The sequence below is a fragment of the Burkholderia latens genome (genome assembly GCF_001718795.1).
GTDB lineage: Bacteria > Pseudomonadota > Gammaproteobacteria > Burkholderiales > Burkholderiaceae > Burkholderia > Burkholderia latens_A.
This window is the reverse complement of sequence record NZ_CP013435.1, coordinates 2,232,839-2,246,128: the sequence shown is the minus strand read 5'-3', so window position 1 is coordinate 2,246,128 and position 13,290 is coordinate 2,232,839. Positions and strand designations below refer to the sequence as shown.

9 protein-coding genes and 1 tRNA gene are annotated in these 13,290 nt (G+C 67.0%); 6 read left to right on the top strand and 4 right to left on the bottom strand.

Annotated features, from left to right (window positions below; genetic code table 11):
* Positions 1–29: 29 nt before the first annotated feature.
* The 4 genes from glnA (at position 30) to WK25_RS10410 (ending at position 6,514) form a co-directional block, all read left to right on the top strand.
* Positions 30–1,445 (top strand): type I glutamate--ammonia ligase, encoded by a 1,416-nt coding sequence (gene glnA, locus WK25_RS10425; protein ID WP_040144590.1) that lies wholly within the window; start codon positions 30–32, stop codon positions 1,443–1,445.
* Positions 1,446–1,606: 161 nt separating this feature from the next.
* Complete coding sequence (gene glnL, locus WK25_RS10420) at positions 1,607–2,749, top strand: nitrogen regulation protein NR(II) (RefSeq protein WP_040144589.1); 1,143 nt, start codon at positions 1,607–1,609, stop codon at positions 2,747–2,749.
* 46 nt (positions 2,750–2,795) lie between these two features.
* Complete coding sequence (gene ntrC / locus WK25_RS10415) at positions 2,796–4,325, top strand: nitrogen regulation protein NR(I) (protein WP_040144588.1); 1,530 nt, start codon at positions 2,796–2,798, stop codon at positions 4,323–4,325.
* A gap of 80 nt (positions 4,326–4,405) precedes the next feature.
* Positions 4,406–6,514, top strand: a complete 2,109-nt coding sequence (locus WK25_RS10410) for a prolyl oligopeptidase family serine peptidase (RefSeq protein WP_069241545.1) — start codon at positions 4,406–4,408, stop codon at positions 6,512–6,514.
* A gap of 23 nt (positions 6,515–6,537) precedes the next feature.
* Here WK25_RS10410 and xth read toward each other — a convergent pair whose 3' ends face one another.
* Positions 6,538–7,314: an exodeoxyribonuclease III gene (gene xth / locus WK25_RS10405; protein ID WP_209824410.1), complete on the bottom strand. Its 777-nt coding sequence runs from the start codon at positions 7,312–7,314 to the stop codon at positions 6,538–6,540.
* Between the two features lie 182 nt (positions 7,315–7,496).
* On the opposite strand from xth, the gene WK25_RS10400 reads away from it, so the two are divergent.
* Positions 7,497–7,573: transfer RNA gene (locus tag WK25_RS10400), tRNA-Met, on the top strand.
* An 82-nt stretch (positions 7,574–7,655) separates the two neighbouring features.
* On the opposite strand, the gene WK25_RS10395 is transcribed toward WK25_RS10400, so the two are convergent.
* The gene (locus WK25_RS10395; protein ID WP_069241543.1) at positions 7,656–8,348 is read right to left on the bottom strand and encodes an aspartate/glutamate racemase family protein; all 693 of its coding nucleotides are present in this window, start codon (positions 8,346–8,348) and stop codon (positions 7,656–7,658) included.
* Positions 8,349–8,537: 189 nt separating this feature from the next.
* On the opposite strand from WK25_RS10395, the gene dinB reads away from it, so the two are divergent.
* The gene (gene dinB, locus WK25_RS10390; protein ID WP_083252980.1) at positions 8,538–9,806 is read left to right on the top strand and encodes a DNA polymerase IV; all 1,269 of its coding nucleotides are present in this window, start codon (positions 8,538–8,540) and stop codon (positions 9,804–9,806) included.
* Between the two features lie 58 nt (positions 9,807–9,864).
* On the opposite strand, the gene WK25_RS10385 is transcribed toward dinB, so the two are convergent.
* Positions 9,865–11,952 (bottom strand): M3 family metallopeptidase, encoded by a 2,088-nt coding sequence (locus WK25_RS10385; protein ID WP_069241542.1) that lies wholly within the window; start codon positions 11,950–11,952, stop codon positions 9,865–9,867.
* A 277-nt stretch (positions 11,953–12,229) separates the two neighbouring features.
* Positions 12,230–13,087: a bifunctional methylenetetrahydrofolate dehydrogenase/methenyltetrahydrofolate cyclohydrolase FolD gene (gene folD / locus WK25_RS10380; protein WP_059546129.1), complete on the bottom strand. Its 858-nt coding sequence runs from the start codon at positions 13,085–13,087 to the stop codon at positions 12,230–12,232.
* Between the last annotated feature and the right edge of the window lie 203 nt (positions 13,088–13,290).

The following is a 13,290-nucleotide window of genomic DNA, read 5'->3' as shown; positions in this document are numbered from 1 at the left end:
CCGGAATTGTTCAATCAGGAGAAGAGGTTATGAGTAAAACCGTCGCCGACGTCATGCAGCTCGTGAAGGACGAGGACGTCAAGTTCGTCGATTTCCGCTTCACGGATACGCGCGGCAAGGAACAGCACGTGTCGGTGCCGGTTTCGGCGTTTGACGAAGACAAGTTCGAGAGCGGCCATGCATTCGACGGTTCGTCGATCGCCGGCTGGAAGGGCATCGAGGCGTCGGACATGCTGCTCATGCCGGACCCGAGCGCCGCGTTCATCGACCCGTTCTACGAAGAGTCGACCCTCGTGCTGACCTGCGACGTGGTCGAGCCGGCAGACGGCAAGGGCTACGAGCGCGACCCGCGTTCGCTCGCGAAGCGCGGCGAAGCGTACCTGAAGAGCACGGGCCTGGGCGACACCGCCTACTTCGGTCCGGAACCGGAATTCTTCATTTTCGACTCCGTCCAGTGGAACACGGACATGTCGGGCTGCTTCGTGAAGATCAACTCGGAAGAAGCGCCGTGGTCGGCTGGCAAGGAATTCGAAGGCGGCAACACGGGCCACCGTCCGGGTACGAAGGGCGGCTACTTCCCGGTCGCGCCGGTCGACACGTTCCAGGACATGCGTTCGGAAATGTGCCTGCTGCTCGAACAGCTCGGCATCCCGGTTGAAGTGCACCACCACGAAGTCGCGGGCCAGGGCCAGAACGAAATCGGCACGAAGTTCTCGACGCTCGTGCAACGCGCGGACTGGACGCAATGGTCGAAGTACATCATCCATAACGTCGCGCATTCGTACGGCAAGACGGCGACGTTCATGCCGAAGCCGGTCGTCGGCGACAACGGTTCGGGCATGCACGTTCACCAGTCGATCTGGAAGGACGGCCAGAACCTGTTCGCGGGCAACGGCTACGCCGGCCTGTCGGAATTCGCACTGTTCTACATCGGCGGCATCATCAAGCACGCTCGCGCGCTGAACGCGATCACGAACCCGACGACGAACTCGTACAAGCGCCTGGTTCCGCACTTCGAGGCGCCGGTGAAGCTCGCGTACTCGGCACGCAACCGTTCCGCGTCGATCCGCATTCCGCACGTGTCGAACCCGAAGGGCCGTCGTATCGAAACGCGCTTCCCGGACCCGATGGCCAACCCGTACCTGTGCTTCACCGCGCTGATGATGGCCGGTCTCGACGGCGTGCAGAACAAGATCCATCCGGGCGAAGCAGCGGACAAGAACCTGTACGACCTGCCGCCGGAAGAGGATGCAAAGATCCCGACCGTCTGCGCAGGCCTCGACCAGGCACTGGAAGCGCTCGACAAGGATCGCGAGTTCCTGACGCGCGGTGGCGTGTTCACCGACGGCATGATCGACGCGTACCTCGCGCTGAAGGAGCAGGAGCTGGCGAAGTTCCGCATGACGACGCATCCGATCGAGTTCGAGATGTACTACTCGCTGTAATCGGCGATGGCGCTTCCGATCAGCGCCGTCATGCCGGTTCGTTCCCGTCGTGCGGCTTGCGGCGGGAACCGCGGAGTCTGAAAGGGGACGGCGTCCAGCCGTCCCTTTTTTGTTCCGAAAATTTTCATTTTCCGGCCCGGTGGGGCGCGACGACACGCAAGATGGCTCTGAAGAATCTGATCAAGGCGAAGACGGGGCACCTCGAGCGACTGACGGACGACGAGCGGCTCGCACGCTCGGGCCTGCTTGCAGGGCTGGAAGCGCTGCCGACGGTCGTGATCGTGCTCGACCGCAAGACGCTCAGGATCGCATTCGCGAATCCGTCCGCGGAGGCGATGCTCGACATCTCGCGCCGGCAGCTCGCGCAGCGGCCGTGGGGCGAGATTTTCCCGAACGCGAACGAACTCGCGTCGACGATCACCGCGATCGGCGAGGAGCGCTTTCACGCGACGCATCTCGACACCGTGCTCGACCGGCCGGGCCGAGAGGCGCTGCACGTGCATGCGATCGTGGGTTTCCTCGAGACGGCGCCCGATTTCGTGCTCGTCGAACTGTTCGAGAACGAGCGGCAGTCGCGCACGGATCGCGAGGAGCGTATCCACGACCTGACCGCGGTCAACAAGCAACTGATCCGCAACCTCGCGCACGAGATCAAGAATCCGCTCGGCGGCATTCGCGGCGCAGCCCAGCTGCTCGAATTCGAACTGAGCGAGCTCGAGCGCGGCGAGTTGCGTGAATACACGCAGGTGATCATCAAGGAGTCCGATCGCCTGCAGACGCTCGTCGATCGCCTGCTGGAGCCGCATCGGCATCCGCACATCGTCGGCGACGTGAACATTCATGAAGTGTGCGAGCGCGTGCGCGCGGTGATGCTCGCGGAATTTCCGCGCGGCCTCACGATCGAGCGCGACTACGACGTGAGCGTGCCGGACCTGCGCGGCGACAAGGAGCAGTTGATCCAGGCGCTGCTGAACATCGTGCGCAATGCCGCGCAGGCACTGCGCGAACGGATCGCCCAAGGCGATGCGAAGATCGAGCTGCGCACGCGCGTTGCGCGCAAGGTGACGATCGCGAAGCGCCTGTACAAGCTGGCACTCGACTTGCACGTGGTCGACAACGGGCCCGGCATTCCGGACGAGATTCGCGACCGAATCTTTTATCCGCTCGTGTCCGGGCGCGACGACGGCAGCGGCCTTGGCCTCACGCTCGCGCAGACGTTCGTGCAGCAGCACGACGGGATGATCGAGGTCGAGAGCCGGCCTGGACGTACCGAATTTCAGATCCTGCTGCCGCTCGACCATTGAGCGGCAGCAGGACGATTCACCGGATTCACCAATATCTGACCGACCTATGAAGCCGATCTGGATAGTAGACGACGATCAATCGATCCGCTGGGTGCTCGAAAAGGCGCTCGCCCGGGACAGCTTCGCGACCAAGAGCTTCGCGAACGTGCGCGATGCGCTGGCCGCGCTCGATCACGAGACGCCGCAGGTGCTCGTGTCCGACATCCGGATGCCGGGCGGCTCCGGCCTCGAGCTGCTGCAGGCGATGCATGAGCGGCTGCCGGGGCTGCCCGTCATCATCATGACGGCGTTCTCCGATCTCGACAGCGCGGTCGCGGCGTTCCAGGGCGGCGCGTTCGAGTATCTCGCGAAGCCGTTCGACGTCGACAAGGCCGTCGAGCTGATCCGCCGAGCGGTCGAGGAAAGCCTGCGCGGCGGCGCGCCGCAGGACGAGCGCCTGGCCGAAGCGCCCGAGATGCTCGGCCAGGCGCCCGCGATGCAGGACATGTTCCGCGCGATCGGCCGGCTGTCGCATTCGGCCGCGACCGTGCTGATCACGGGCGAATCGGGCACCGGCAAGGAACTCGTCGCGCGCGCGCTGCATCGTCACAGCCCGCGTGCGAACGGCCCGTTCATCGCACTGAACACCGCGGCGATTCCGAAGGACCTGCTCGAATCCGAACTGTTCGGCCACGAGCGCGGCGCGTTCACCGGCGCGCAGACGACGCGCCAGGGCCGCTTCGAGCAGGCCGAGAACGGCACGCTGTTCCTCGATGAAATTGGCGATATGCCGTTCGATCTGCAAACGCGGTTGTTGCGCGTGCTGTCGGACGGGCAGTTCTATCGCGTCGGCGGCCACAATCCGCTGCGCGCGAACGTCCGCGTGATCGCCGCGACGCACCAGAATCTCGAGGCGCGCGTGCGGCAGGGGTTGTTCCGCGAGGACCTTTACCATCGGCTCAACGTGATCCGGCTGCGGCTGCCGCCGCTGCGCGAACGCAGCGAGGACATCGCGCTGCTCACGCGTCACTTCCTGCAGAAGAGTGCGCGCGATCTCGGCGTCGAGCCGAAGCGCGTGTCCGACGAGGCGCTCGCGTACCTGACGTCGCTGCCGTTTCCCGGCAACGTGCGGCAGCTCGAGAACCTCGCTAACTGGTTGACCGTGATGGCGCCCGCGCAGACCGTCGAAATCAAGGACCTGCCACCCGATCTCGTGCCGACAGGCGCACCGGGGGCGGTGCCGACCGATGGCGCGGATGCGAACGGCGCGGTAAACGGCGGCGGGGCCGGCGACGCTGCGCGCGCGCAGCCGCCGGCCGGCGCGGCCCCGCTGACGGCGGCGCCGGTCGCGGCCGCACCGAACGGTGCGCCCGCCGGCTATCCGATGTGGGAAAGCGGCTTGCGCACCGAAGTCGCGCGGCTGCTGCGCGAGAATTCGGCCGACGTGATGGACGAACTCGCGCGCCGCTTCGAGGCCGCGGTGATTCGCGAGGCGCTCGACTTCACGCGCGGCCGCAAGGTCGAGGCGGCGGAGCGGCTTGGCATCGGCCGCAACACGATCACGCGCAAGATCCAGGAACTGCACCTGGAGCCGTAAGCCACCGTCGCGGCATGCGCGAGCATCGCGCATGCCGCGATCGGACATAATCGCGGTTTGCCGCCACGCGCACTTCCGTCATGTCCGATTTCTTTCGCTGGCCCGCCGGGGCCGATCCCTTCCGTTTCCTCGAATCGCTCGACAGCAAGCGCGCTCGCGCGTGGGTCGACGAGCAGAATGCGCGCACGCGTGCAGCACTGCGCGACGACGATGCGTATCGCGCGCTCAGCGCGCGGCTCGCGCACGCGTATTTGCCGCGCGAGCGCCCGGTGATCCCGACACGCTGGCGCGACTGGGCGTACGACCTGTGGCAGGACGATCTCCATCCGAAGGGCCTGTGGCGTCGCGCACGCTGGGACGACTGGCGCGCCGGGCGGCCCGACTGGGAAACGCTGCTCGACGTCGATGCGCTCGGTGCGCAGGAGGGCGAGTCCTGGGTCTTCGAGCAGGACGCGATCCTGTATCCGGACGGCGACCGCGCGCTGCTGTCCCTGTCGCCGGGCGGCGCAGACGCGGTCGTCGTCCGCGAGTTCGACCTGGTGGAGCGCTGGTTCGTCGACGACGGATTCACGATCGACGAGCCCGGGCATCACACGATCGGCTGGATCGATCGCGATACCGTCTACGTGAGCTGGGATCGCGGCGAAGCGCACGCGACCGCTGCCGGTTATCCGTACGACGCCCGCCGGTGGGTGCGCGGCACGCCGCTCGCCGACGCGCCGGTCGTGTTTCGCGGCGAACCCGACGACATCAGTGCGGGCGCGTGGTTCGACCCGATCGACGGCCGCCACGTCGCGTGGCGCAGCGTCGACTTCTTCGACGCGCATGCGTACCGGCTGACCGAAGCGGGCGAGTGGGCGCGCTACGACGTGCCGACGCACGTCGAAGTCGGCTTCTGGGAAGGCTGGCTCGTGCTCGAGCCGCGGCTCGACTGGGACTGCGGCGGCACGCGTCACGCGGGCGGCTCGCTGCTCGCGATTCGCGAGCAGGCGTTCCTCGCCGCGTCGCGCGCGTTCACGACGCTGTTCGAGCCGCAGCCGTCGACGTCCGCATGCACGTGGACACACACGCGTACGACGCTGATCGCGAGCTGGCTCGACGACGTGCACAACCGCACGATGCTGTGGCAGCCGCGCCAAGACGACGGCGGCGCGTGGACGTGGGACGCGCGGCCGTTCGAGTGGGCAGGCGATGCGCAGGTCGACGTCGAGCCGGTCGAGCCCACGCTGAACGACGACGTGTATGTGGACGTCGATACCTATCTCGATCCGCCCGAATGCTGGCTCGCCGATCTCGGCGATCGCGCGGCCGATGCGCGGTCGCGCCGCGTATTGCTCGACCGGCCGCCGGTGCGGTTCGCCGCGGACGGGCTCGTCGTGCGTCGTGCGAATGCGCGCTCGCTCGACGGCACGGTCGTGCCTTATACGCTGATCGGGCCGCGCGATGCGCTCGATGGGTCCGGCGGCTCGAGTCGCGTTGCGCGGCCGTGCCTGCTGTCGGGCTATGGCGGCTTCGCGATTCCGAACCTGCCGGGCTACAGCGATGCACTCGGCATCGGATGGCTCGAGCGCGGCGGCGTCGCGGCATTCGCGCACATCCGCGGCGGCGGCGAATTCGGGCCGCGGTGGCACGTCGACGCCCAGCGCGAGCATCGTCAGCGCTCGTTCGACGACTTCATCGCAGTGGCGGAGGACCTGATTCGCACCGGTGTGACGACGGCCGCGCAGCTCGGCATCGAAGGCGGCAGCAACGGCGGGTTGCTGGTCGCCGCGTGCATGATGCAGCGTCCGGAGCTCTTCGGCGCGGTGCTGTGCCGCGTGCCGCTGCTCGACATGCAGCGCTACCCGAAGCTCCATGCCGGTGCCGCGTGGCTCGACGAGTACGGCGATCCGGACGATGCGCGCGAGGGCGCGGCGCTTGCGGCCTATTCGCCCTATCACCGTGTGCGCGAAGGTATCGTGTATCCGCCGCTGCTGCTGACGACGTCGACGCGCGACGACCGCGTGCATCCGGCGCATGCGCGCAAGATGGCCGCGCGCATGCATGCGCTCGGCCACGAACGGGTGTGGTACTGGGAGAATACCGACGGCGGCCACGGCAGCGCCGACGATCTCGAACGCGCGGAAGCGGATGCGGCGGAGTTCGGCTTCCTGTGGGCGCATCTCGGCCCTGCGCCCGCGCGCGGGTGAGCGCGGGCGGGCGCCGAGCGGCGTTAGCTGACGACCGCGACGACCGGCGTGTGGTCGGACGGCTGGTCCCATGTGCGCGGCGCGCGGTCGACTTCGCACGACGTGCAGGTATCGGCGAGCGCCGGCGACAGCAGCACGTGGTCGATGCGCAGCCCCGCATTGCGGCGGAACGCGAACATCCGGTAGTCCCACCACGTGAAGGTCTTCTCGGGTTGCTCGAAGCGCCGGAACGCATCGACGAAGCCGAGCTCGATCAGCTTCGCGAAGTGCGCGCGCTCCTGCGGCGACACGAGGTTCTGGCCGACCCATTTCGCCGGGTCGTGCACGTCGCGGTCTTCCGGCGCGATGTTGAAGTCGCCGAGCAGCGCGAGCTTCGGATAGCGCTGCATTTCGGCGGCGAGCCATGCATGCAGCGCGTCGAGCCACTGCATCTTGTAGACGAACTTGTCGGAGTCGGGCGCCTGGCCGTTAGGAAAATACGCGGACACGATGCGCACGCCTTCGACCGTCACGGCGACCACGCGTTGTTGCGGATCGTCGAAGCCGGGGATGTTGCGCACGACGTCCGATTCGTCGACGGTGAGCGTGTCGCGGGCGAGGATCGCGACGCCGTTGTAGGTCTTCTGGCCTGCGAACCAGCTGCGGTAGCCGATGGCCTCGAGATCGGCGCGCGGATACTTCTCGTCCGGCAGCTTCAGCTCCTGCAGGCACAGCACGTCGGTGCCGCTTTGCGCGAGCCAGTCGAGCACGTGCTGTTTGCGGACGTTGAGCGAGTTGACGTTCCAGGTGGCAATTTTCATGAACGGGAATGCGTGCGGGGTGAGTGCGAAGGCCGCCATCTTACCGCGAGCACGGGGCACGAACGCGCGCGGCGCGCGATGCACCGCGCATGCTTCCCGTGCGGTGTCGCGCTGGCTTCCGAAGAAATTGTGACAAAAGTGTTGACGTGAGTGCTCCCTCACCCTATAATTTATTTCTCTGACGCGGGGTGGAGCAGTCTGGCAGCTCGTCGGGCTCATAACCCGAAGGTCGTAGGTTCAAATCCTACCCCCGCAACCAAGCACACCAGACGATGTGCAGCGCAAGTGACCGATGCGCGCTTCGTCGACAAGAACCCGGCTCCGTGCCGGGTTTTTTGTTTTCAGCGTGCCGCCCACTCGACCGCCGCCTGCGCATGCAGGGCTGTCGTGTCGAACACCGGCAGCGGCGAGTCGTTCTGTCCGATCAGCAGCGTGATCTCCGTGCAGCCGAGAATCACCGCCTGCGCGCCGCGTTGCGCCAGTTCCTCGATGATCGTCACATAGGCCGCGCGCGATCCCGCATCGATCACGCCATGACACAGCTCGTCGTAGATGATCCGGTGCACGTCGCCGCGCGCGGATTCGTCCGGTATCAGCACGTCGAGGCCGAACCTGTCGCGCAAGCGTTCCGCATAGAACGGGAGTTCCATCGTATAGCGCGTGCCGAGCAGCGCGACGCGCTCGACGCCGGCGGCGCGCAGCGCGGCGCCGGTCGGGTCGGCAATGTGCAGGAACGGTAGCGATACCGCCGCCTCGATCGCGCCGTACACGCGGTGCATCGTATTGGTCGTCAGCACGATGAGATCGGCGCCGGCCGCTTCGAGCCGGCGTGCGGCATCCGCCATCCGTTCGCCGAGCGCAGCCCAGTCGTGTGCACGCTGCAGCGCTTCGATCTCCGCGAAATCCACAGTGACGAGCACGCTCTTCGCGTTGTGATGGCCGCCGTGCAGCGCCTTCGAATGGCGGTTCACCATCCGGTAATACTCGGCCGACGATTCCCAGCTCATCCCGCCGATCAGTCCGATCGTCTTCATCCGTCACCTGTGCGTTTCGTATGTCGTGGCGGACAAGTATAGGGACCGGCCCGTGCGCGCGGCGGTACGATCCGCGCGAAGCCGGCCGGTACGGCGCCGCCGCGTGAAGGTGGCCGGCGGCGGGCGGTGGGACGCCGCGCGTGCGGCGACGGCGGCACGGCGCAGCACGCAGCAGTTGAAACGGGCACTGTGTTTTTGTACAGTATCGGCACCGTGAACCCGACCATCATTTCGCCAGCCGATCCGGGCGCGCCGCAAAACGGCGACGTGCCGCCGCGCGTGCGCAAGATCATCCACTGCGACTGCGACTGCTTTTATGCGTCGGTGGAGATGCGCGACGACCCGTCGCTGCGCAACCGGCCGCTGGCCGTCGGCGGCCGGCCCGACCAGCGCGGCGTGATCGCGACCTGCAACTACGAGGCGCGGCGCTACGGCGTGCATTCGGCAATGTCGTCGGCGCTGGCGATGCGCAAGTGTCCGGACCTGCTGATCCTGCCGTCCGCGATGGACAAGTACCGCGCGGCGTCGCGGCAGATCATGGCGATCTATCGCGATTACACGCACGACGTCGAGCCACTGTCGCTCGACGAGGCGTATCTCGACGTCACCGGTTCGCAACTCTGCCAGGGCAGCGCGACGTTGATTGCGCGCGAGATCCGCCAGCGCGTGTACGACACGGTCGGCGTGACGGTGTCGGCCGGCGTCGCGCCGAACAAGTTCATCGCGAAGATCGCGTCCGACTGGAACAAGCCCGATGGTCTGTTCGTCGTGCGCCCGCATGAGGTCGATGCGTTCGTCGCGGCGCTACCGGTGCGCAAACTGCACGGGGTCGGCAAGGTGACGGCCACGCGGCTCGACCGGCTTGGCATTCAGACCTGCGCGCAGCTGCGCGACTGGTCGCTGATCGATCTGCATCGCGAATTCGGCGCGTTCGGCCGCCGTCTGTACCAGCTCGCGCGCGGCATCGACGAGCGGCCGGTGCAGGCCGATCAGGAGCGCAAGTCGGTCAGTGTCGAGACGACCTACGTGACCGATCTGACGACGCTCGAACAATGCGCGGACGAAATCCGCCGCCTCGTCGTGCAGCTCGATGCGCGGATCGCGCGCGCGGGCGCGACACGCTCGATCCGCAAGCTCTACGTGAAGATCCGCTTCGCCGATTTTCAGCGCACGACCGTCGAATGCGTGGCCGACGCGACGAATGCGCAGACGGCCGTCACGCTGCTCGCGAAGGGGCTGCAGCGGCGCGCGCAGGCGGTGCGGCTGCTCGGTGTCGGCGTGCGCATCGACGAGGACACCGCCGAGCGCCGCGGGCAGTTCTCGCTGTTCGACGACGAAGCCGATCGCGTAGGCGTTTCAGCTCACGCGGGCACCAGCCTGAACGAGCCGCGCAACGCCGGTTACGCCGGCGACGCGGGCGACAAGGACGACAAGGACGACAAAACGCCGGCGCAATGAAAAAAGGCACCGCCGAAGCGGTGCCTGTCGATGCCGCCGGGCGTCCGGCGCTGCGCGCTCAATGCGCGGGGGAGGCCATCCCGTTGTGGCGCAGCAGCGCGTCGATTTCCGGCTCGCGGCCGCGGAACGCCTTGAACGAATCCATCGCCGGGCGGCTGCCTCCGACTTCGAGGATCTCGCGGCGATAGCGCGTGCCGGTCGCCGCGTCGAGCACGCTGCCGCCGGCGGCGGCCGCTTCCTCGAACGCCGCGTACGCGTCGGCCGACAGCACCTCGGCCCACTTGTAGCTGTAGTAGCCGGCTGCATAGCCGCCCGCGAAGATGTGGCTGAACGTGTTCGGCCAGCGCGAGAACGCGGCTTGCGGGATCACGTGGTAGCGCTCGTTGATCTCGCGCGCGAATGCGTTCACGCCGGTCGTGCCGGCCGGGTCGAAGTCGACGTGCAGCAGCATGTCGAACATCGAGAACACGATCTGGCGCAGCGTGCCGAGGCCGCTCTGGAAATTCTTCGCGGCGATCATCTTGTCGAACAGCTCGCGCGGCAGCGACGCGCCCGTATCGACGTGAGACGACATCGACGACAGCACGTCCCATTCCCAGCAGAAGTTTTCCATGAACTGCGACGGCAGCTCGACCGCATCCCATTCGACGCCGTTGATGCCCGACACGCCGAGCTCGTCGACGCGCGTGAGCATGTGATGCAGACCGTGGCCGAATTCATGAAACAGCGTGATGACTTCGTCGTGCGTGAAGCACGCGGGCTTGCCGCCGACCGGCGCCGAGAAGTTGCACGTGAGGTACGCGACCGGCGTTTGCACGGTGCCGCCGCGCTTCGCACGCGCACGCGCATCGTCCATCCACGCGCCGCCGCGCTTGCCTTCGCGTGCATACAGATCGAGATAGAACTGCGCGACGAGCGAGCCGTCGCGATTCTCGACGCGGAAAAAGCGTACGTCCTTGTGCCACACCGGCGCGTCGTCGGGCTTGATGCGCACGCCGAACAGCGTTTCGGTGACGGTGAACAGGCCCTTCAGCACGGCCGGTTCCGGGAAGTACTGCTTGACCTCGTTTTCCGAGAACGCGTAGCGTTGCTGGCGCAGGCGTTCGGCCGCGAATGCGACGTCCCAGGGCGCGAGCTCGGTCAGGCCGAGTTCCTTTGCCGCGAACGCGCGCAGCTCGTCCCAGTCCTTCTCCGCATGCGGGCGCGCGCGCGTCGCGAGATCCTCGAGAAACGCGATCACCTGCTGAGGCGATTCGGCCATCTTCGGCGCGAGCGACACTTCGGCGAAGTTTCGGTAGCCGAGCATCTGCGCTTCTTCGCGACGCAGCTTCAGTTCGTCTGCAACGATCGCCGTGTTGTCCCATTCCGCTTTGCCGCCACCGTATTGCGGCCCGAGTTCCGATGCGCGCGTCGCATACGCGCGGTACAGCGTCTCGCGCATCGCGCGGTTCTCCGCGTACTGCAGCACCGGGAAATAGGACGGGAAGTGCAGCGTGAATTTCCAGCCTTCCTTGCCGTCCTTCTGGGCGGCTTCGCGAGCCGCTTCGATCGCGTCGCCGGGCAGGCCGGCGAGTTCGGCTTCGTCCTGCGCGAAATACGCATACGCGTTCGTTGCATCGAGCACGTGGTCGGAAAATGCCTTCGACAGCGCGGCCTGCTGCTCCTGCAGTTCGGCGAAGCGCGGCTTCTGCTCTTCCGGCAGCTCGGCCCCGGACAACCGGAAATCGCGCAGCGCGTTGTCGAGGATCTTCTTGCGTTCGGTGGACAACGTCGCGTATTCGGCGCTCGCGGCGATCGCCTTGTACTTTTCGTAGAGCGCGAGGTTCTGGCCGACGCTCGACCAGAATTCGGTCACGCGCGGCAGGTTCTCGCCGTACGCGGCGCGCAGCTCCGGCGTATCGGCGACCGCGTTCAGATGGCCGACGACGCCCCACGCACGCCCGAGCGGCTCGGTCGCCTGCTCGACCGTCTCGACGATCGCGGCCCACGTCGCCGGCGTCGCGGACGCGCTTGCCCTCTCGACCGCGCGGTTGGCGGCTTCGAGCAGCGTATCGAGGGCGGGCGTCACGTGTTCGGGGCGAATCTCGCCGAAGCGGGGCAGGCCGGAGAAATCGAGGAGCGGATTGGTATTGGCGCTGGCGGACATTAAGACTCCCTGTCTGTTGCCGGATGAACCGGGGTGAAAAGGGTGGGGCGCGATGCGACGACGCCCGATACCGACATTATTGGGGCGCATCGCGCGGTTTCCAATCGTTAGTTTCTAACGGGACGATTGGACACGCCGGGCGCGGGGTCGGATGCGTGCGGCAGGCAGCATGACGCGGGATGGTGTGACAGCGTTGCGACGCGGCCGCGATGACGGCCGGCCGGGCGCCGGCGCACGAACGCGCGCCGGCTGGACGGAAAGTGGGCTTGCGTGCCGCTTACGCGCCGGCGGCGGCGCGCTCGGCCGCTTCGATCGTGTTGATCAGCAGCATCGTGATGGTCATCGGGCCGACGCCACCCGGCACCGGCGTGATGTGGCCGGCAACTTCCTTCACGCCCGCGAAGTCGACGTCGCCGCACAGCTTGCCCGCGTCGTCGCGGTTCATGCCGACGTCGATCACCGTCGCGCCGGGCTTGACCATGTCGGCCGTCAGGATGTTGCGCTTGCCGACGGCGGCCACCACGATGTCGGCCTGCCGCGTGTGCGCAGCGAGATCGCGGGTCTTGCTGTGGCAGATCGTCACCGTCGCACCGGCTTCGAGCAGCAGCATCGCCATCGGCTTGCCGACGATGTTCGAGCGGCCGATCACGACCGCGTTCGCGCCCTGCAGCGGAATGTCGTGCGCTTCGAACATCTTCATCACGCCATACGGCGTGCACGGGCGGAACAGCGGCTTGCCCGTCATCAGCGCACCGGCGTTAGCGACGTGGAAGCCGTCGACGTCCTTCTCGGGCGCGATCGCCTCGATCACCTTGTGGCTGTCGATGTGCGCCGGCAGCGGCAGCTGGACCAGGATGCCGTGGATTTTCGGATCGCGGTTCAGTTCGTCGATGCGCGCGAGGAGATCGGCTTCCGACAGCGTGTCCGGGTACGCGTCCTTCTGCGAGAAGAAACCGTTGTCTTCGCACGCCTTGATCTTGTTGCGCACGTAGACTTCGCTCGCCGGGTTCGCGCCGACGAGAATCACCGCGAGACCGGGCTGGTGGCCGCGTGCGGTCAGGGCGGCGGCACGCTCGGCGGCCTGCGCGCGCAAGGTCTTCGAGAGGGCGTTGCCGTCGATGAGGAGGGCTGTCATGGTGGTGGTCCTGCCGGGAAGTTGGAATGCGGGCGTGCGACGCACGAAACGCCGCAGCAAAGCACGCAATTATACCGGTCGCCTGCCGTCGTCCGACAGCGAATACAAGGAAAGCGTCATGGCGACGCTGCCGGCGCCCCGGGAGGAGACGCCGGGCCGTGCCGCGCGAGGGGGCCGCATCGCGCGGCGCGGCGGTGCGGTGA